This window comes from Pseudomonas songnenensis, assembly GCF_003696315.1.
In the GTDB taxonomy this organism is placed as follows: domain Bacteria; phylum Pseudomonadota; class Gammaproteobacteria; order Pseudomonadales; family Pseudomonadaceae; genus Stutzerimonas; species Stutzerimonas songnenensis.
This window is the reverse complement of record NZ_RFFN01000006.1, coordinates 61,491-79,731: the sequence shown is the minus strand read 5'-3', so window position 1 is coordinate 79,731 and position 18,241 is coordinate 61,491. Positions and strand designations below refer to the sequence as shown.

Genomic DNA, 18,241 nt, shown 5'->3' with positions numbered 1-18,241 from the left:
CGACGCCTTCACGCCGCGGCGAGACACGAATGAACGGGCAGCTTTTATTGAGTAGCCTGAGCGACCAGCCGTTCAGTCAGGGAGGACGAACATGAAAGCACTGATCATTGGCGCAAGCCTTTTACTAATCGCCACCCCGGCATTTCCAGCGAGCGTGTTCCGCTGTATTGACCAATCGGGGCACGTCACCTTCAGCCAGCAGGGATGCCCGGAAACACAACACCAACAGCGACAACACACAGCAAACCCAACACCCGGGTCCGGCAAAGCCGTGCAGATGGCACACCCTCGGAGCAAAAGCGATGCGGGTCGCAGCACGAACGCCGGCTTGGCCATCGTCGCAGAGAAAGATGACGGATGCGGCAACCGGGTGAGCGGCAGCGAACGACGCAGCGCGATCATCAGCAAACAGATCCGGACTGGCATGACGCGCCGGGACGTCGAAAGCGCCTTGGGTCGACCGGAGAATATAACCAGCAGCAACGGCCGGGACCGCCTGCGCTTTCGCGATAGCAGCGGCCAGGTGCGCACGGTCAGTTTCGACGAGCACGGCTGCGTGCAGGGCAAGCGCTGACCCGGAAACGAAAAAGGGCCTGCATCGCTGCAGGCCCTTCTCGTTATTGGCGCACTCAGGAGGATTCGAACCTCCGACCGCTCGGTTCGTAGCCGAGTACTCTATCCAGCTGAGCTATGAGTGCGCTGAGCGTGCGCATTATAGGGAGTAAACATTGAGGGTCAAGCACTTTGCCGTAACGCTTTCTCAGTGAAAACAGGCTGCCGCGAGAATCAAAAAACCCTAGAACGCAAAATGGCGGAGAAGGGGGGATTCGAACCCCCGACACCCTTTTGAGGTGTACTCCCTTAGCAGGGGAGCGCCTTCGGCCACTCGGCCACCTCTCCGCAACACGGGGCGCATAATACCCATCTTTACCCCGTTTGCAAAGCCAAAAATTACAGAAAAATTAGTGGCTTGGTTCCTGATCCTTCTCTTTCTGGATCCGCTGGTAAATCTCCTCGCGATGCACCGCCACCTCCTTGGGCGCATTGACGCCGATACGTACTTGGTTTCCTTTCACACCCAACACGGTGACAGTCACGTCGTCACCCACCATGAGGGTTTCTCCAACCCGGCGAGTCAGAATCAGCATTCCTTTCTCCTTAAACGGATTCAGTTCAGTAAACAGTCTGCAAAGAAAAATACGGAAAATATCCGTAAAACATTGAAGCTAGAGCCTTTCACCAGTTATTGACCCGCACGGGTGAACCTAAAGTTCCTTTTCGCACGGCCCAATACGACAGAAGGCGCGGACTAGCGCGCCTTCTGCGAATCATTCCGCAGTATTGCCGGCCGGAGCGTCCAATTCAAATGCGGTATGCAACGCACGCACGGCAAGTTCGAGGTATTTCTCCTCGATTACAACGGACACTTTGATCTCCGACGTCGAAATCATCTGGATGTTGATGTTTTCCTTGGCCAACGCCTCGAACATCCGACTGGCAACGCCGGCATGTGAGCGCATCCCGACCCCCACAATGGACACCTTGGCAATGTCCGTGTCACCGATGACCTCGCGAGCGCCCATTTCCGCCGCGATGCCCTGCAGCACCTGGAGGGCGTTGTTGTAATCGTTGCGATGCACAGTGAAGGTGAAATCGGTGGTGTTATCGTGCGCCACGTTCTGCACGATCATATCCACTTCGACGTTCGCCGCACTGATCGGCCCGAGGATCTTGAAGGCGACGCCGGGTGTATCTGGCACACCACGGATGGTCAGCTTGGCCTCGTCACGATTGAAGGCGATGCCGGAAATGATGGGCTGTTCCATGGATTCCTCTTCATCAAGGGTAATGAGGGTACCCGGACCCTCCTGAAAGCTGTGCAGTACACGCAGCGGGACACTGTACTTGCCGGCGAACTCAACCGCGCGGATTTGCAGCACCTTGGAGCCAAGGCTGGCCATTTCCAGCATTTCCTCGAAGGTGATCTTGTCTAGTCGCTGAGCTTTGGCAACCACGCGGGGATCGGTGGTGTAGACACCGTCCACATCGGTGTAGATCTGACACTCATCAGCCTTCAACGCTGCGGCCAGCGCCACGCCAGTAGTGTCGGAGCCACCGCGGCCCAGTGTGGTGATATTGCCCTTCTCATCCACACCCTGGAACCCTGCAACCACAACCACGCGACCGGCCTTGATATCACGCTGGATGCGCTGCCCATCTATCTGCAGGATTCGTGCTTTGGTGTGCGCGCTGTCGGTGAGGATCCGGACCTGATTGCCAGTGTAGGAAACAGCCGGAACGCCGCGCTTGATCAGCGCCATTGCCAGCAGGGCGATCGTCACCTGCTCGCCCGTGGACACCATGACGTCCAGCTCGCGCGGAACCGGCTGCTCGCTGATCTGCTTGGCCAGATCGATCAGACGGTTGGTTTCGCCGCTCATTGCCGAGACGACCACGACAATGTCATCGCCACCCTCGCGGAATTTCTTGACCTTTTCGGCCACCTGCTCGATTCGCTCGACGGTGCCGACCGAGGTGCCTCCAAACTTCTGTACGATCAAAGCCATTGTTAGCCGCCTAGAGCCCGCAAAGGGCATTCATTAAACAAACAACCTGCAGATACCGGAGGCGCCTCCGGTAGCGTAATTACAGGGCCTGCTGAGCGAACGACAGAGCCAGGGCCAGCGCCTCGTCCAGCTTGGCCGCATCGTTACCGCCACCCTGGGCCATGTCCGGACGACCACCGCCCTTGCCTCCCACCGCCGCAGCGGCCTGTTTCATCAGATCCCCCGCCTTCAGGCGCGAGGTCAGGTCCTGCGTCACGCCGGCAACCAGGACGACCTTATCGTCCTGAACTCCGCCCAACAGAATGACCGCACTGCCCAATTTGTTCTTAAGCTGGTCGACCAGTGCCAGCAATGCCTTGCCATCAAGCCCATCCTGACGCGCAGCCAGCACGCGGATGCTGTTCACCTCAACCGCCGACGCCGCCAGATCATTACCCGCTGCGCTGGCCGCCTTGGCCTTGAGCTGCTCGAGCTCCTTCTCCAGCTGACGATTGCGTTCCAGGATGCCACCGAGCCTGTCCAGCAGATTATCGCGACTGCCCTTGACCAGGCTGGCCGCCTCTTTCAGCTGCTCCTCGGCGTCATTGAGGTACGCCAGCGCCTGCGCGCCAGTCACCGCTTCGATCCGCCGCACACCGGCCGCCACGCCGCCTTCACTGGTGATCTTGAACAGACCAATGTCACCTGTGCGGCTCACATGGGTGCCGCCGCACAGCTCCACCGAGAAACCACCGCCCATGGTCAGCACCCGCACGGAGTCGCCGTACTTTTCGCCGAACAGCGCCATCGCGCCCTTGGCCTTGGCGGTATCGATATCGGTTTCCTCGATCTCCACCGCGGAATTGCGGCGAATCTCGGCGTTTACGCGATCTTCCAGCACGCGCAGCTGCTCGGGCTTGATCGCCTCGAAATGGCTGAAGTCGAAGCGCAGGCGCTGACTGTCCACCAACGAGCCCTTCTGGCTCACGTGCTCGCCGAGAATTTCCCGCAGCGCCGCATGCAGCAGATGCGTTGCCGAATGGTTGAGCGCGGTAGCCTGGCGTACCGTCGCGTCGACCGTGGCCTGAACATCCGCACCCACGCGCAGCGTGCCGCTGTCGACGACGCCGTGATGCAGGAACGCGCTGCCAGCCTTGCTCGTGTCGCGAACATCGAAACGCAGCCCTTGCGCCTCGAGGTAACCGCAGTCACCGATCTGACCACCGGATTCGGCATAGAACGGCGTCTGGTCGAGCACCACAACGCCCTCCTCTCCGGCGCTCAGGCTGTCGACCACCATGCCCTCCTTGAACAGGGCCAGGACCTTGCCGGCGCCCGATGTGCCCTGATAGCCGATAAAGCGCGTTTCGCCCTCGACCTTGACCAAGCTGTTGTAGTCCATGCCGAAGGCGCTGGCCGAACGCGCACGCTCGCGCTGGGCCTGCATCTCGCGCTCAAAGCCTTCTTCATCAAGAGTCAGATTGCGCTCACGCGCGATGTCGCCGGTGAGATCGACCGGAAAGCCGTAGGTGTCATACAGCTTGAACACCACATCGCCCGGAATGACGGTGCCGGTCAAGCCTGCCAGATCCTGCTCGAGAATCTTCAGGCCCTGCTCCAGGGTCTTGGCGAACTGCTCTTCCTCATTTTTCAGCACACGCTCGATATGCGCCTGCTGTTGCTTGAGTTCGGGGAAGGCATCACCCATCTCAGCCACCAAAGCGGCGACGATCCGATGGAAGAAGCTGCCCTTGGCGCCGAGCTTGTTGCCGTGACGGCAGGCGCGGCGAACGATGCGGCGCAACACGTAGCCACGGCCTTCGTTGGACGGCGTCACGCCATCGGCGATGAGGAAGCCGCAGGAACGGATATGGTCGGCAACGACCTTCAGCGAAGCCTGGCCTTCGTTGGCGCAGCCGATGGCGTCCGCCGCCGCGTTCAGCAGGCTCTGGAACAGGTCGATTTCATAGTTCGAGTTGACGTGCTGGAGCACGGCGCTGATGCGCTCCAGGCCCATGCCGGTGTCAACGCTCGGCGCCGGCAGCGGGTGCAGTACCCCGTCCGCGGTGCGGTTGAACTGCATGAACACGTTGTTCCAGATCTCGATGTAGCGGTCGCCGTCTTCCTCCGGCGAACCGGGCGGGCCGCCCCAGATATGTTCGCCGTGATCGAAGAAGATCTCGGTGCAGGGACCGCAAGGGCCGGTATCGCCCATCGCCCAGAAGTTGTCCGAAGCGTAAGGGGCGCCCTTGTTGTCACCGATGCGCACCATGCGCTCGGCCGGCACGCCAACTTCCTTGGTCCAGATGTCGTAGGCCTCGTCATCGGTGGCATAGACCGTGACCCAGAGTTTCTCCTTGGGCAGGTTCAGCCACTTGTCGCTGGTCAGAAACTCCCAGGCGTAGTGAATCGCGTCGCGCTTGAAGTAGTCGCCGAAGCTGAAGTTGCCCAGCATCTCGAAGAAGGTGTGGTGACGCGCGGTGTAGCCGACGTTCTCCAGGTCGTTGTGCTTGCCGCCGGCACGTACGCACTTCTGGCTGGTGGTGGCACGGGTATAGGCGCGCTTCTCCAGGCCGAGGAAGCAGTCCTTGAACTGGTTCATGCCGGCGTTGGTGAACAGCAGGGTCGGATCGTTCGCCGGAATCAGCGAACTGGAGGCCACGCGAGTGTGGCCCTTCTCTTCGAAGAAGCGGAGGAAGGCTTCACGGATTTCTGCGCTTTTCATAGATTTCTTCCAGAGGACTGCGGCCGAACGGCTGCAAAACGACACGGCGAGGCGGGACCACCGAAAGCCGGTTCGCAACTATCCAAACGGATAGCCGGCAAAGGGCCGCATTATATCGGGCCTGCGCGCCGGGTATAGGGGATAAAGGCGATTGAATCAAGCAATTCGACGTCAGTTGCGGCCCATGTTTTCGGCAAATTCAGCAAAAGCGCTGACTACCTGAGGGACATGCTCGTCGTGCACATCCATATGGGTGACCAGCCGCAGCCGCGCCGCAGGCGTCAGTCGAATACCCCGCTGCGCGCAAAAGGCCGTCAGCGCCGTCGCATGCGTACCCATCTCGACGTAGACCATGTTGGTCTGCACGGGCTCCACCGCAAAGCCCAGCGCCGCCAGCTCGTTGCCCAACCATTCTGCGCGCCGATGATCGTCGGCTAGCCGATCGATATTGTGCTCCAGCGCGTACAGCCCAGCCGCCGCGAGAACCCCGGCCTGGCGCATGCCACCGCCGACCATCTTGCGCAAGCGCCTGGCCCTGGCGATGAAGGCGTCATCGCCGCACAACACCGAGCCGACTGGAGCGCCCAGCCCCTTGGACAGGCAAACCGACACCGTATCGAAATGCCGGGTGATCTCCCGCGCATCGCAACCGAGCTTCACCGCGGCGTTGAATAGCCGCGCGCCATCCAGATGCAACGCCAGATCGCGCTGGCGGGTGAAATCGCGTGCCGCAGCCAGATAGTCCAGCGGCAGCACCTTGCCGTGCATGGTGTTTTCCAGCGCGAGCAGGCGGCTGCGGGCGAAGTGGAAGTTGTCGGGCTTGATCGCAGCCTCGATACGCCGGAGATCCAGCGTGCCGTCGGCCTCCATTTCAATGGGCTGAGGCTGGATCGAGCCGAGCACAGCCGCACCGCCACCCTCGTATTTGTAGGTATGCGCCTGCTGCCCGACAATGTACTCGTCGCCACGCTCGCAGTGCGCCATCAATGCCAGCAGATTGCTCATGGTTCCGGACGGCACGAACAGCGCTGCGCTGAATCCGAGATCGCCCGCCAACTGGCGTTCCAGGCGGCTTACCGTCGGGTCTTCTCCGTAGACATCATCGCCGGTTTCGGCACGAAACATCGCCTCGCGCATCTCGGCGGAGGGCTGCGTTACGGTGTCGCTGCGTAGATCGATGTCGCTCATGAGCTCACCTCTGTAAGGGATCAGACCAACGGTGACATCCGCGAAGCAATCAGCGCAGCAGGCGCGTGTTGAGCACTTTCGAGCCACCGCCCAGCAGCGTTTCGGTCATAGCGATGAAGTCGTCGGTGCTGACGGCATCCATGCGCATCAATCCACGACTGACATCGTCGAGAGAATGACGGCTCTTGCTGCGCTGACGGATCTCCTTGTCCAGATCCTGCAACAACAGGACCGCACGGGCAGTCACTGGCCCAGTGGAATTTTCGGTGCGCAGACTGTCGACCTTGCGGCTCCATTTGGTCAGGTGCTCGCGCACCGCCTGGTAGCGATCCTCACTCATGCCGCCGGCACGTCGCACCAGTTCAATGGCGTAATACTCCGCCAACCCTTCGCTGATCCAGTCACTGCGATCGGTGTCCTTGATGCGGCTGAATACATGCACCAGCTCATGCACCAGCGAACTGGTACCGTTCTCGCTTACCAGTGGACGATCGGCATGCATGTACAGGGAATTCGGCCCGGACAAGCCGCCCCGCCACATGGGGTCGCCAGCGCCAACGATCAGCAGCTTTGCCGGGTCGCGGGGGAATACGCTCTGCACCTGCGGCCAGACGAACGTCAGCATCGTCAGGATATCCATGCGCCGCACGCCCTCGCCCACCGGGGCAGCGACGGTGACCTCCGTTTCGCCAAGCCTGGCGCGACGGGTGCCAAGCTTGCCGGCGAGCATCCAACCGGTCGGGCGGTCGAACAATCGCTCGCGGTTCTCCACACGGAAACGGTTCTTGCCGATACGCGGCCAGCCGGTTTCGATACTTTTCCAGCCCTCGGGTAGCTCGAACGTGATTCGCGATACCAGCTTCACGCCATCCAGCTGATCGAGCCGCGCCGGCGGCACCAGATCATCGCCACGGAACAACGCCCAGTCGCTGGTCATCCGCGCATCGAAGCGCCCGTTGTCACGAGGGTGACTGATGCGTACGCGATAGCTGAGGCGAGCCTTGCCAGGAGCAGGCAACCACGTGCCCTGCTCCGGCGCCTCCTGCTGCCACTCGCCGTCTGCCTGAAAGTCGCTGTAGTAGCCCTCGTCGCCCAGATTGAACTGCAGTCGACGAACCACCTCGCCCTTTTCCAGGATCAACTGCACCACAGCCTGATCTTCCTCGGGAAGAAAGCGCACGTGGTAGTCCAGATCCACCGACTTGGCAGCCTGCGCGTGCGCGCCGGCAAAAAGAACGAGAGCGAACAGCGACAGCAGTCGAGCGAGCATCGAAGAGAACTCCAAGGATCGGTAAACGCGGGGTATTGGTCTTGAGACGATGCAAACGAGGCTTAGATTCAACCGGCGCGGAAAATCAGATGGTCTTCCCAGTTTTCCTCGGCAATGCTGCCCTCGGCGAGCATCCGGCCCGCCTGGGAGATTCGCTCGACATGAACGGCTTCTCGGTCACCACAGACCAGATGATGCCAAAGCGGCAGATCCTTACGCTCGGCCACCAGGCGATAGGCGCAAGTCGGCGGCAGCCACTTGAATTGAGCGGCATCGGAAGCGTTCAGCTGAATGCAGTCCGGCACACTGGCACGCCGGTTCGGATAATCGCTGCACTGGCAGGTCTTCAGGTCGAGCAGCTTGCAGGCGATGCGCGTGTAATACACTGCGCCATCGTCCTCGTCCTCGAGCTTCTGCAGGCAGCAGAGGCCGCATCCATCGCACAGCGACTCCCATTCGACCGGGTCGAGCTCGGCAAGAGTTTTACGCTTCCAGAAAGGTTCGACTTTGGCCGCCATGAGGGATGTCACTACCGATAAAACTGGCAAGTCTAGCCATTGGCGGATATCCGGCCAATAGCCGGCAGGCGGATGCCTGCGGCCGTCCGCCATGGGAGGACGGCCGCGCCCGGATTATTGCTTGTCGAGCATCTGTCGATGGCTACGCATTTGCTCGAGCATCTGCTCCATGTGCTGAATGCGCATGTCCAGCATCTCCTTGGAGGGGTTGCCCATCATGCGACCACCGCCCATTGCGCCGGGCATCTTGCCGCCCTGCTTGCCCATACCGGGTCCGGGGCCACCCATAGGGCAGCCGCCCATCGCGCCCATTCCGGACTGCATGCTCTGCCAGTGCTCTTCACGCAGCTTCTGCCGCTCCTCCGGCGTCTTGGCAGACTGCCAGGCCTGCCGATATTCCTGCATTTGCTGCCAATGCTGCTGCCAGGCTGCATTGTCATCGGCGGGTGTTTGCTGAGCACTGGCCGACATCGCCAGACCTACCAGCATCGAACCGACAATCAAAGAACGCGCTTTCATGAACCGTCTCCTTATGCATGTGCAGTCAGAGGAGAATAGTCCCGCCCCGCTCCTTAAACCTTGTCTTTAATCAGTCCAGCAGTGGCGGATTTACATCGGGTCGTTCATACGCAGCAACTCTTCGGGGAGATGCTCGATGTAATCGTCTTCGGCCGGCGGCATCTGCAGGTGGTACCCCTGCTCCTTGATATTGGCGAGCACCTTGGTGATGTCCTCGCGCGCCAGCTGGCGCTCGGGCGTAAGCACCATTTCGAACGCCAGCTGTGGCGCACCGAAAGCGGCAATCAGCCCCTCGGGGACACGCTTGAGCGCATCGCGCTTTTCCACGTAGAGGTACATGCCGTCCTTGCGTGGACTTTTGTAGATGGAACAGATCAGCTTCATGGTCATTCTTCCAGAACTTCAAGCAGGGCCTGCCCCATCCGCTCGCGGCGCCAGCCTCGGAGCGAATCGGGCAGTTGATAGGGACCATCGGGGTATCCGCTTTTCAGCAACGCCTCGAGGGTTTTCTTGCGCAGCATCAGCTCCGGAGCAATATCCAGTGCCTTTGCTTCGCGCTGGCCGACCGCACGCAGCTTTTTCAGTAGGGTGGAGACTTCCAATGGCAATGGCTCCGGCAGTGGCGCGGGCCAGTCCTGCTCGGGCGCAGCGGCCGCCTGGCCGATCATCTGCAGCAGCACCTCACCATCCTGGCGAACCGTACGCGGATGCATGTCTTCGATGCGCGCAAGAGTCACCAGATCTCGTGGCTGGGTGCGCGCCAGCGGCCACAGGCTGGCCTCGCGCAACACACGATTGCGCGGCTGATTACGGGCCCGCGCCTGTCGCTCGCGCCATGCCGTGAGCGCTTTCAGCACGGCCAGTTGCTGAGGTTTCAACCTCCAGGCCTGCTTCACCTCACGATAGGCCTCCTCGGGGTCGGACTCGCGTTGCAGATTGGCGACCAGTTCCGCCCCATCCTCCAGAACCCAGGCGCGCTTGTCGTCGGAGAGTTTCGGCAGCAGCGCCTCGTAGAGTTCGGCCAGATGTTGCGCATCCTCGGCGGCGTACTGCACCTGCATGTCGCTCAGGGGCCGCTGCAGCCAGTCCGAGCGCGTTTCGCCCTTGGGCAGCTCGATACCAAGCACGGCCTGTACCAAGCGCGAATAGCCCATGGAAAAGCCGATATTCAGGTACCCGGCCGCCAACTGGGTATCGAACAGCGGCTGGGGCAGGCTGCCGGTGAGGCGCAGCAGCACTTCGAGATCCTCGCTGCAGGCGTGCAGCACCTTCACCACCGCAGTGTCTTGCAGCAATGCGGCGAACGCGCTCCAGTCACGTACCGCCAGCGGATCGATCAGGTAGGCGCGCCGACCATCGCCGACCTGCACCAGCCCGGCGATGGGGTAGAAGGTATCGACCCTCATGAATTCGGTGTCCACCGCCACATAGGGCAGTTGGCGCCACTCGGCGCACAGGCGGGTCAGATGCTCATCATCCAGAACCCATTGAGTTTCGATGGCCACACGGCCCTCCTTTTCGGCTGACGACCGGCGCGCGGCCGAACGAGGCGCGCAGTATATATCGAGCATCCGACCAGCCGGGGCATTCATGGCCGGCGTGCACGCTGGTAGTGTTCGCCAACAACCTCTGCGGAGTCGTCCGATGCCACTCGCCCAACTCATCACCACCAAACAGCTTGCCAAGCGCCTGCATGAGCCCGATCTATTGATTCTCGACTGTCGCTTTGCGCTGGAAGATCCGACCTATGGCGAAGGCAGTTACCAGCAAGGTCACATCCCAGGTGCTCACTTCGCCGATCTGGAAACGGACCTGTCCGATACGGTGGTTCCCGGCGTGACTGGCAGACATCCACTACCCGACCCACAGCGGTTGCTGGCACGCCTGCAGCAGTGGGGCCTCGAAGAGCACAGCGACGTGGTGCTCTACGACGACGGGCCCGGCGCATTTGCTGCGCGGGCATGGTGGCTGCTGGTTTGGCTGGGTAAACGCGACGGCATCCACCTGCTCGATGGCGGATTGAAAGCCTGGCGGGAAGCCGGACTGCCGCTGGACGACGCCATCCCGACCAACGAGCCCGGCAGTTTTTCCGGAATGCCCGATAGCAGCATGACTGTGGACGCAACCTGGCTGCAGGATCGCCTGGAAAGCACAACGCTGACGATGCTCGATGCCCGTGCCCTACCGCGATTCCTCGGCGAGGTAGAGCCCATCGACCCGGTTGCCGGGCATATTCCCGGCGCGATCTGTGCACCGTTTACCGAGAACCTGGACCACACTGGCCGCTTCCTCTCGCCAGAACAGCTACGGCAGAGGTTCGCTCTGCTATTCGGCAACAGGTCGCCTGAAGCCGCTGTGGCCTATTGCGGCTCAGGCGTCACGGCCTGCCACAACCTCTTCGCGCTGTGCCTGGCCGGATACCCGCTGGCGAAGCTGTATCCAGGGTCCTGGAGCGAATGGATTACTGATCCGACCCGACCGCGCGGCTGATATACGTACCACGCTGCGCGTGATGCGCAGCGTGGCTAATCAGTCAGAAAGCGCCCAGACAGTTTTCTCCGAAGTTACATTTGTTTTCACAACCGTTAGTCGCCATCTTTACGAAAAATTGCAATTCATTGTCTTGCTACCTGTCCGAGAAAGTTGCTAGGTTCCGACCCGCTTTTATCCCGGAGTAGTAGAACAATGAAAACAACATGGTTGAAGACCGCTCTCGCGGTAGCCGTAGGCGCCCTGTCCAGCCAGGCCATGGCCGCCGGTTTCGCCCTTAACGAGCAAAGCATCAGCGGCATGGGCACCTCTTTCGCGGGCCGCTCATCTTCCGCCGACGACGCCACCACCCTGTTCGGCAACCCGGCCGGCATGTCCCGTCTGAAGCGCGAAGAAGTCAGCTTCGGCATGGCCGCGATTCATGCGAAGACGGAGATCAAGAACGCTTCCGCTGCGACTCCGCAAATAGACGCTCTCGGCGGTGCGCGCCTGCCGCTAGATGGCAGCAACGACGGCGATATGGTCCCGTTTACTGCCGTGCCGATGGGTTACTACGTCAAGCCAATCGATGAAAAGTGGGCCGTCGGTGTCGGCCTTTATGTACCGTTCGGCATGATCACTGACTACGAAAACGGCTTCCAAGGCCGCTATCACGGCGACTACAGCGAAGTACGGGTGATTACCGTACAACCCACGGTCAGCTATCGCTTCAATGAGCAGCTATCGATTGGCTTTGGCCCAACGATCAACCGCATCGACGGCCAACTGGAGAGCGCAGCACTTAACCGCGCTTCGCCAGGCGTAGGTGACGGCCGCGTCAAAGTGAAAGGCGACGACACCGCGCTCGGCTTCAACGCGGGCCTGCTCTACGAGTTTTCCCCGCAGACACGCGCCGGAATCACCTATCACTCGAAAGTCAAATACACCCTTGAGGGTGATACCAAGCTGTCCGGAGCCGGATTTGCAGGTGCTACCGGCAAGTACGACGCCTCTCTTGACTTGGATACCCCGGAGTCTGTGGACGTCTCCTTGACGCACGAACTCAATGATCAGTGGACGCTTTATGCAGGCGCCATGTGGACTCGCTGGAGCCGTTTCGAGGCCATCATCATCGAAAATGACGGTATCCCGGGGCCGCTACAAGGCAGCCTCTCTCCCATCATCGAAGACCAAGAATGGCATGACACCTGGTCCTACGCGATTGGAGCAGCCTACAAGCTGAACCGCCAATGGACCCTGCGTACAGGCCTGGCTTTCGACCAAAGCCCGACCAACAATGTTGATCGTTCGCCGCGCATTCCGACCGGAGACCGTACCGCGGTGAGCTTCGGTTTGGGCTGGAACCCGACCGACGACATCACCGTCGATCTCGCCTACTCCTACCTTTGGGAAGAAGATACCAAGGTGCGCCGCGAACACCCCACCAAGGGTGTTTACAGCGCGGATTACGAAAACAGCGCCCACGGTTTCGGCGCTGCGCTCAGCTACCGCTTCTGATGTAAGCGACACAAAAACGCCCCGGTTCTCCGGGGCTTTTTCTTTTCTACCTTGCCAGCGCTTTTTCCACCGCAGCGATCACCCGCGGGTCATCGGGCTTCACCTTGCTGGAAAAATGCGCAACGACGCGCCCTTCCCGATCGACCACATACTTGTAGAAATTCCAGCGCGGCGCTGCCCCGGCCTGCTCTGCCAGCTCGCGAAACAGTGGCGTAGCGTCACGCCCGCGCACCGGCTGGGTCTGGGTCATGGTGAACGTCACGCCATAGTTCACGTAACAGACCTCGGCCGTCTCGGCCTCGTCGTCTGACTCCTGAAAAAAATCGTCTGACGGCACGCCAAGCACCTCCAGGCCTTCCTCCTTGTAACGCTGGTAGAGCGCTTCAAGCCCCTTGAACTGCGGCGTGAATCCGCAATGGCTGGCCGTGTTGACCACTACCAGTGCCTTGCCCTGGAACTGGCTGCACAGATCGACGGTGTCCTTGGAGCGCAGCTTGGGTAGCTCGTGTTGCAACAGTGCCGGACATTCGGCGGCAACCACCGAGGCGCTGGCGAAGGCCAACATCAGAACTACCAGTGGGCGGGTGATATTCATGGTCAGCTCTCCGATCACTGATTCAACACGCTACTCCCCCGGCGTGCTCGCGACAATGCCGGTGAGCGTCGAAGCGTGCCCGGTCAATCACAGCCTGGCCAAACTGCAATATGATGCGGCCAGCCGCTTTGCACCGAACGAGGCCGTATGACGCTATCTCGACTGTTCCACTCTGCCATGGCACTGCTTCTGCTACACGGCAGCACTGCCTTTGCCGCCCAGGTACAGGTTGCCGTCGCCTCCAATTTCACCGCGCCGATGCAGGAGATTGCAGCACGCTTCGAGCGCGACACAGGCCACCAGGCGCGCCTTGCCTTCGGCGCCAGCGGGAAGTTCTACGCTCAGATTCGCAATGGCGCGCCATTCGAGGTGCTGCTTTCAGCGGATGACACCACGCCGCAACGGCTTGAGCAGGAAGGCGCGGCCGTACGCGGCAGCCGCTTCACCTATGCCGTGGGTCGGCTGGTGCTGTGGTCGCCGATCACCGGGTGGGTCGAGGATGGCCCTGCGCAGCTGAAGGCCGGCGATTTCCGTCACCTCGCCGTGGCCAATCCGAAGACCGCGCCCTATGGCGCTGCCGCCGTGGCCACACTGGAGCAGCTCGGCCTTGCCGAAACCCTCCGCGGTCGACTGGTGCAGGGTGAAAACATCGCCCAGACCTACCAGTTCGTCGCCAGCGGCAATGCACAACTGGGGTTCGTTGCGCTGTCTCAGGTGGCGAAGGATGGCGAGATCACCACCGGCTCGGGCTGGATCGTGCCCACCGACTATCACGCGCCGATTCGTCAGGACGCCGTGCTGCTGACCAAGGGCAAGGACAATCCGGCTGCCAAGGCTTTGATGGTTTACCTGGCCCAGCCGCAGATCCGCGAGCTGATCCAGTCCTACGGCTACGGGCTGGAGTAGCCGCATGCCGCTGGACAGCGTCGACCTGGCAGCAATCTGGCTGACCTTCAAACTGGCCAGCGTGACCACGCTGATCCTGCTGCTGATCGGCACGCCCATCGCCTGGTGGCTGGCACGCACCCCTTCGCGCATGAAAGGGCCGATCGGGGCCGTGGTCGCTCTGCCGCTGGTGCTGCCGCCGACGGTGCTCGGCTTCTACCTGCTGGTGGCCATGGGGCCCAATGGCTTCATCGGCCAGTTCACCCAGAGTCTTGGCCTGGGCACCCTGCCCTTTACCTTTGCCGGGTTGGTGGTCGGTTCGGTGTTCTACTCACTGCCGTTCGTGGTGCAACCCTTGCAGAACGCCTTCGAAGCCATTGGCGAGCGCCCACTGGAAGCCGCCGCTACGCTGCGCGCCGGCCCCTGGGACACTTTCTTCAGTGTGGTTCTGCCACTCGCCCGTCCCGGCTTTATCACCGCCAGCATCCTCGGTTTCGCCCATACCGTCGGCGAGTTCGGCGTGGTGCTGATGATCGGCGGCAACATTCCCGGCCAGACGCGCGTGGTGTCAGTGCAGATCTACGATCATGTCGAAGCCATGGAGTATGCCCAGGCGCACTGGCTGGCCGGCGGCATGCTGCTGTTCTCATTTCTGGTGCTGTTGGTGCTTTATGGCAGCCGGTTGAAGCAAGGATGGCGCGGATGAGCGACGCTGCAAGCAACAGCGGAATTCAGGCACGTTTTCGCCTCGACTATGCCGACTTCAGCCTGGATGTCGATCTGCAGCTGCCCGGCCGCGGGGTGACCGCGCTGTTCGGTCACTCCGGCTCGGGCAAGACCACCCTGCTGCGCTGCGTGGCGGGCCTGGAGCGCTCAGGTCGGGGCGAGCTGACCGTCAATGGCGAACGCTGGCAGGACAGCATGCAGAATCTGTTCGTGCAACCGCATCGCCGTTCCATCGGTTACGTGTTTCAGGAAGCCAACCTGTTCGCCCACCTGTCGGTAAGGCGCAATCTCGAATTCGGCATGCGCCGCGTGGCGGCAGCGCAGCGCCGTGTAGCGCTGGAACAAGCAGTGGAACTGCTGGGCATCGATCACCTGCTCGAGCGCATGCCGGATCGGCTTTCCGGCGGCGAGCGCCAGCGTGTCGGCATCGCCCGCGCGCTGCTGACCAGCCCGCGCCTGCTGCTGATGGACGAACCGCTGGCTGCGCTCGACCTCAAGCGCAAGAGCGAGATCCTGCCTTTTCTGGAACGCCTGCACGACGAGCTGGATATTCCCGTGCTCTACGTCAGCCACTCGCCGGACGAAGTGGCGCGGCTGGCCGATCACGTGGTGCTGCTGGAACAGGGCCGGGCCATCGCTCAGGGCGAACTGCGCGAGACCCTGGCGCGACTTGACCTGCCAACCGCCTTCAGCGATGACGCCGGCATCGTGGTGGAAGGCGAGATCGCCAGCCACGACGCCCACTACCACCTCACCCGGCTGACCTTCCCCGGCGGAGAAGTGCTGGTCTCGCAGCGCCCGGAAGCCCTGGGCCAGCGTCTGCGCTTTCGTGTGCATGCTCGCGACGTGAGCCTGGCGCTGCAGCGCGCCGAAGGCAGCAGCATCACCAATCTCCTGCCGGCGCGGGTCGAGGCCATGGTCGCAGCCGATACACCGGCGCACGTGCTGGTCCGCCTCGATGCCGGCGGCACGCCGCTGCTGGCGCGGATCACCCGGCGTTCCGCGGATCAGTTGGCGATCACCCCGGGCCAGCAGCTGTGGGCGCAGATCAAGACGGTGGCGCTGCTGGGCTGAGGCGGATCAAGCCTCGGCCGGTTCCGGCAGCTTGGCGATCACCTTGATCTCGAACTGGAAGCCATAAAGCCAGGTAACCCCGACCGCGGTCAGCGTCGGATGCGGCGCAGCGCCCCAGTAGTCGGGCACGACGCTCCAGACCCGCTCGAAGATCGCTTGCGGATCGACCATGAACACGGTGACGTCGATGACGTCGTCGAAGGTGCAGCCTGCAGCCCCGAGAATCGCATTCAGGTTATCGAATGCGCGCCGGACCTGCGCCTCCAGCTCCGGTTCGGGTGAGCCGTCCTCGCGGCTGCCGACCTGGCCGGAGACGAACAGCAAGCCATTGGCACGGATGGCCGGGGAATAACGATTGCGCTCGTAGAGCGCCTGGCGGCCAGGCGGAAAAACAACGTCACGCGGTGTCATGTGCAACCTCCAGCAAGGGTCGGAGCGACCCGTTGAATAGAGGCCTCACTGTAGAAGTCGCAAGGCGCTGGATAAACGCGCCGGGTCGCTCAACACTATTTGCATAATCCAAACAATCCGCGGGAGTTCAGATGGACCGTTTCGATGCGATGCAGGCCTTCGTTCGCGTGGTGGAGACCGGCAGCTTCACCAAGGCCGCCGAGACCCTGCGCATCAGCAAGACCAGCGTCACCCAGCAGGTCCAGCAACTCGAGGCGCGGCTTCGCGTCAGGCTGCTCAACCGCACCACGCGCAAGGTCAACGTGACCGCCGACGGTGCCGCCTATTACGAACGGGCGCTGCGGCTGCTGGCGGATCTGGACGACGCCGAAACCAGTCTGTCCGCCGCTGCGGCAGTACCGCGAGGACGCTTGCGCGTGGACGTCCCCAGCCCACTGGCGCGGATGATCCTGATTCCGGCATTGCCGGCCTTTTATGCGAAGTATCCGGACATCCAGCTGGACATGGGTGTCAGCGACCGGCGGGTGGACCTGATCGGGGAGAACGTGGACTGCGTCGTGCGTGGTGGGGAGATCACCGACCAGTCACTGATAGCCCGCCACGTCGGCGACCTGCGCCTGGGCGTCTATGCGGCGCCCGGCTACCTCGAACGCGCCGGCGTGCCGACACACCCGAGCGAGCTGGAAAACAGCCACCACCGTGTCGTCGGCTTTCTCTGGGCGCGCGCCGGCAAACCGACGGCGTACGTCATGCAGCGACAGGGCGAGCAGGTTCAGGTGCACGGCCGCTACGCGCTTGCCGTAGACGATGGCAACGCCTGCCTGGCCGCGGGGCTGGCCGGGCTGGGCATCATCTGGCTGCCGGAGTACATGGTCAGAACGCACCTGGCCAACGGCGAGCTGTTGCCACTGCTGGAAGACTGGCGGCTCGACGAAATGCCGCTGTATCTGGCATTCCCACCGAATCGCCACGTCAGCGCCAAGCTGCGCGTGTTCATCGATTGGGTCATCGAACTGATGGCGCAGCATGCGCCCGTGCTCGACCGTCGACCGCTGGCCGACCGCTAGAGCTGCAGCGCCAGCCCTACCAATACCGTGCACTCCACCAGCTCCAGCAGCGCGCCGGCGGTATCGCCGGTGGTGCCGCCGAGTCGGCGCAGCATGGCGCGACGCGCCAGCAGGAAGATCACGGCAGCCAACGACAGGGCGATCAGCCCGCTGCTGCCGGACAGCACACAACCCATCGCGACCAGCGCCAGTACGCCACGCGCCCCGCCATGCGGCAGATTCGCTGCCAGCGCATGACCAAGGCCGTTGGGCCGCACATATGGCGTCAAGAGAAACAGCGCCGGCAGCGCGGCCCGCCCCAGCACCGGCGCCAGCAACAGTGCGGAGTACTGTTGCGCCTGGAGCAACGCCAACAGCGCGCTGAATTTAAGCAACAGCAAAAGCACCAGAACCACCACGGCGACCGGGCCGCTGCGCGGGTCCTTCATGATTTGCAGCGTGCGCTCGCGGTCGCCGAAGCCACCCAGCCAGGCGTCGGCACTGTCGGCCAGCCCATCGAGGTGCAAGGCGCCGGTCAGCGCAACCCAGAGGGTGAGGAGCAAGGCCGCCTGTAACAGCCGCGGCGTCCCATCCAGTACAAATGCGGCCAGACAGAGCAACGCGCCGAGCAACAGACCGACCACGGGGTAATACAGTAACGAACGACCCTGCTGCTCGGGCTCCGGCATTGCCGGCAAGCGGATCGGCAAGCTGGTGAGAAATTGCAGGGCGATCAATAGCGGCAGCATCG

20 protein-coding genes and 2 tRNA genes are annotated in these 18,241 nt (G+C 62.0%); 8 read left to right on the top strand and 14 right to left on the bottom strand.

The features are described 5' to 3' along the window. Positions 1-91 precede the first annotated feature (91 nt). On the top strand, positions 92-574 hold the full coding sequence (locus EA798_RS16040; RefSeq protein ID WP_122099572.1) for a DUF4124 domain-containing protein: 483 nt from the start codon (positions 92-94) through the stop codon (positions 572-574). Positions 575-621: 47 nt separating this feature from the next. Here EA798_RS16040 and EA798_RS16035 read toward each other — a convergent pair. The 11 genes from EA798_RS16035 to rnd all read right to left on the bottom strand — a co-directional run bounded on the left by EA798_RS16035 (position 622) and on the right by rnd (position 10,271). Continuing rightward, positions 622-698: transfer RNA gene (locus tag EA798_RS16035), tRNA-Arg, on the bottom strand. Positions 699-809: 111 nt separating this feature from the next. Next, positions 810-900 (bottom strand) — tRNA-Ser (locus EA798_RS16030). 62 nt (positions 901-962) lie between these two features. Further along, a complete protein-coding gene (csrA, locus tag EA798_RS16025; RefSeq protein ID WP_003283978.1) occupies positions 963-1,148 on the bottom strand; it encodes a carbon storage regulator CsrA in 186 nt (61 codons plus the stop codon). Between the two features lie 180 nt (positions 1,149-1,328). Further along, complete coding sequence (locus tag EA798_RS16020) at positions 1,329-2,567, bottom strand: aspartate kinase (RefSeq protein ID WP_015277732.1); 1,239 nt, start codon at positions 2,565-2,567, stop codon at positions 1,329-1,331. 79 nt (positions 2,568-2,646) lie between these two features. Beyond that, positions 2,647-5,271: an alanine--tRNA ligase gene (gene alaS / locus EA798_RS16015; protein WP_122099571.1), complete on the bottom strand. Its 2,625-nt coding sequence runs from the start codon at positions 5,269-5,271 to the stop codon at positions 2,647-2,649. A 171-nt stretch (positions 5,272-5,442) separates the two neighbouring features. Beyond that, positions 5,443-6,459 carry a low-specificity L-threonine aldolase gene (ltaE, locus tag EA798_RS16010; RefSeq protein WP_122099570.1) on the bottom strand — a complete coding sequence of 339 codons (1,017 nt, stop codon included), beginning with the start codon at positions 6,457-6,459 and terminating at the stop codon, positions 5,443-5,445. Positions 6,460-6,508: 49 nt separating this feature from the next. Then, complete coding sequence (locus EA798_RS16005; protein ID WP_122099569.1) at positions 6,509-7,729, bottom strand: M61 metallopeptidase family protein; 1,221 nt, start codon at positions 7,727-7,729, stop codon at positions 6,509-6,511. A 68-nt stretch (positions 7,730-7,797) separates the two neighbouring features. Next, on the bottom strand, positions 7,798-8,247 hold the full coding sequence (locus EA798_RS16000) for a YcgN family cysteine cluster protein (protein ID WP_106155501.1): 450 nt from the start codon (positions 8,245-8,247) through the stop codon (positions 7,798-7,800). 114 nt (positions 8,248-8,361) lie between these two features. Then, positions 8,362-8,766 carry a hypothetical protein gene (locus EA798_RS15995; RefSeq protein WP_106155502.1) on the bottom strand — a complete coding sequence of 135 codons (405 nt, stop codon included), beginning with the start codon at positions 8,764-8,766 and terminating at the stop codon, positions 8,362-8,364. 90 nt (positions 8,767-8,856) lie between these two features. Continuing rightward, a complete protein-coding gene (locus EA798_RS15990; RefSeq protein WP_015277738.1) occupies positions 8,857-9,150 on the bottom strand; it encodes a YcgL domain-containing protein in 294 nt (97 codons plus the stop codon). Positions 9,151-9,152: 2 nt separating this feature from the next. Continuing rightward, on the bottom strand, positions 9,153-10,271 hold the full coding sequence (rnd, locus tag EA798_RS15985; RefSeq protein ID WP_122099568.1) for a ribonuclease D: 1,119 nt from the start codon (positions 10,269-10,271) through the stop codon (positions 9,153-9,155). A 139-nt stretch (positions 10,272-10,410) separates the two neighbouring features. Between rnd and EA798_RS15980 the strand changes: the two genes are divergently transcribed. After that, the gene (locus tag EA798_RS15980) at positions 10,411-11,256 is read left to right on the top strand and encodes a sulfurtransferase (protein WP_122099567.1); all 846 of its coding nucleotides are present in this window, start codon (positions 10,411-10,413) and stop codon (positions 11,254-11,256) included. A 195-nt stretch (positions 11,257-11,451) separates the two neighbouring features. Further along, positions 11,452-12,753: an OmpP1/FadL family transporter gene (locus EA798_RS15975; protein WP_106155506.1), complete on the top strand. Its 1,302-nt coding sequence runs from the start codon at positions 11,452-11,454 to the stop codon at positions 12,751-12,753. Between the two features lie 46 nt (positions 12,754-12,799). Here the strand turns inward: EA798_RS15975 and EA798_RS15970 are convergent, their stop codons facing one another. Continuing rightward, positions 12,800-13,348, bottom strand: coding sequence for a glutathione peroxidase (locus EA798_RS15970; RefSeq protein WP_122099566.1), 549 nt, complete (start codon positions 13,346-13,348; stop codon positions 12,800-12,802). On the opposite strand from EA798_RS15970, the gene EA798_RS20650 reads away from it, so the two are divergent. Genes EA798_RS20650 through modC form a run of 4 tightly spaced genes read left to right on the top strand, consistent with a single transcriptional unit; the run spans position 13,347 to position 16,033 of the window. Next, on the top strand, positions 13,347-13,499 hold the full coding sequence (locus tag EA798_RS20650) for a hypothetical protein (protein ID WP_013982202.1): 153 nt from the start codon (positions 13,347-13,349) through the stop codon (positions 13,497-13,499). The two genes, EA798_RS15970 and EA798_RS20650, sit on opposite strands and share 2 nt — an antisense overlap. Continuing rightward, positions 13,496-14,254 carry a molybdate ABC transporter substrate-binding protein gene (modA, locus tag EA798_RS15965; RefSeq protein WP_122099565.1) on the top strand — a complete coding sequence of 253 codons (759 nt, stop codon included), beginning with the start codon at positions 13,496-13,498 and terminating at the stop codon, positions 14,252-14,254. The genes EA798_RS20650 and modA overlap by 4 nt, the downstream gene beginning before the upstream one ends. Positions 14,255-14,258: 4 nt before the next feature. Next, positions 14,259-14,939 (top strand): molybdate ABC transporter permease subunit, encoded by a 681-nt coding sequence (gene modB, locus EA798_RS15960; protein ID WP_003283954.1) that lies wholly within the window; start codon positions 14,259-14,261, stop codon positions 14,937-14,939. After that, on the top strand, positions 14,936-16,033 hold the full coding sequence (gene modC / locus EA798_RS15955; protein WP_122099564.1) for a molybdenum ABC transporter ATP-binding protein: 1,098 nt from the start codon (positions 14,936-14,938) through the stop codon (positions 16,031-16,033). Before modB ends, modC begins: the two co-directional genes overlap by 4 nt. A gap of 6 nt (positions 16,034-16,039) precedes the next feature. On the opposite strand, the gene EA798_RS15950 is transcribed toward modC, so the two are convergent. Further along, positions 16,040-16,444 carry a RidA family protein gene (locus tag EA798_RS15950; protein WP_122099563.1) on the bottom strand — a complete coding sequence of 135 codons (405 nt, stop codon included), beginning with the start codon at positions 16,442-16,444 and terminating at the stop codon, positions 16,040-16,042. 131 nt (positions 16,445-16,575) lie between these two features. Between EA798_RS15950 and EA798_RS15945 the strand changes: the two genes are divergently transcribed. Next, positions 16,576-17,511 (top strand): LysR family transcriptional regulator, encoded by a 936-nt coding sequence (locus EA798_RS15945; protein WP_122099562.1) that lies wholly within the window; start codon positions 16,576-16,578, stop codon positions 17,509-17,511. Here the strand turns inward: EA798_RS15945 and EA798_RS15940 are convergent. Beyond that, positions 17,508-18,239, bottom strand: a complete 732-nt coding sequence (locus EA798_RS15940) for an adenosylcobinamide-GDP ribazoletransferase (protein ID WP_122099561.1) — start codon at positions 18,237-18,239, stop codon at positions 17,508-17,510. The genes EA798_RS15945 and EA798_RS15940 overlap by 4 nt on opposite strands. Positions 18,240-18,241 lie beyond the last annotated feature (2 nt).

Coding starts and splice junctions, on each gene's coding strand:
- EA798_RS16040 (WP_122099572.1), top strand. CDS start 92: ATGAAAGCACTGATCATTGGCGCAAGCCTTTTACTAATCGCCACCCCG.
- csrA (WP_003283978.1), bottom strand. CDS start 1,148: ATGCTGATTCTGACTCGCCGGGTTGGAGAAACCCTCATGGTGGGTGAC.
- EA798_RS16020 (WP_015277732.1), bottom strand. CDS start 2,567: ATGGCTTTGATCGTACAGAAGTTTGGAGGCACCTCGGTCGGCACCGTC.
- alaS (WP_122099571.1), bottom strand. CDS start 5,271: ATGAAAAGCGCAGAAATCCGTGAAGCCTTCCTCCGCTTCTTCGAAGAG.
- ltaE (WP_122099570.1), bottom strand. CDS start 6,459: ATGAGCGACATCGATCTACGCAGCGACACCGTAACGCAGCCCTCCGCC.
- EA798_RS16005 (WP_122099569.1), bottom strand. CDS start 7,729: ATGCTCGCTCGACTGCTGTCGCTGTTCGCTCTCGTTCTTTTTGCCGGC.
- EA798_RS16000 (WP_106155501.1), bottom strand. CDS start 8,247: ATGGCGGCCAAAGTCGAACCTTTCTGGAAGCGTAAAACTCTTGCCGAG.
- EA798_RS15995 (WP_106155502.1), bottom strand. CDS start 8,766: ATGAAAGCGCGTTCTTTGATTGTCGGTTCGATGCTGGTAGGTCTGGCG.
- EA798_RS15990 (WP_015277738.1), bottom strand. CDS start 9,150: ATGAAGCTGATCTGTTCCATCTACAAAAGTCCACGCAAGGACGGCATG.
- EA798_RS15980 (WP_122099567.1), top strand. CDS start 10,411: ATGCCACTCGCCCAACTCATCACCACCAAACAGCTTGCCAAGCGCCTG.
- EA798_RS15975 (WP_106155506.1), top strand. CDS start 11,452: ATGAAAACAACATGGTTGAAGACCGCTCTCGCGGTAGCCGTAGGCGCC.
- EA798_RS20650 (WP_013982202.1), top strand. CDS start 13,347: ATGGTCAGCTCTCCGATCACTGATTCAACACGCTACTCCCCCGGCGTG.
- EA798_RS15970 (WP_122099566.1), bottom strand. CDS start 13,348: ATGAATATCACCCGCCCACTGGTAGTTCTGATGTTGGCCTTCGCCAGC.
- modA (WP_122099565.1), top strand. CDS start 13,496: ATGACGCTATCTCGACTGTTCCACTCTGCCATGGCACTGCTTCTGCTA.
- modB (WP_003283954.1), top strand. CDS start 14,259: ATGCCGCTGGACAGCGTCGACCTGGCAGCAATCTGGCTGACCTTCAAA.
- modC (WP_122099564.1), top strand. CDS start 14,936: ATGAGCGACGCTGCAAGCAACAGCGGAATTCAGGCACGTTTTCGCCTC.
- EA798_RS15950 (WP_122099563.1), bottom strand. CDS start 16,444: ATGACACCGCGTGACGTTGTTTTTCCGCCTGGCCGCCAGGCGCTCTAC.
- EA798_RS15945 (WP_122099562.1), top strand. CDS start 16,576: ATGGACCGTTTCGATGCGATGCAGGCCTTCGTTCGCGTGGTGGAGACC.
- EA798_RS15940 (WP_122099561.1), bottom strand. CDS start 18,239: ATGCTGCCGCTATTGATCGCCCTGCAATTTCTCACCAGCTTGCCGATC.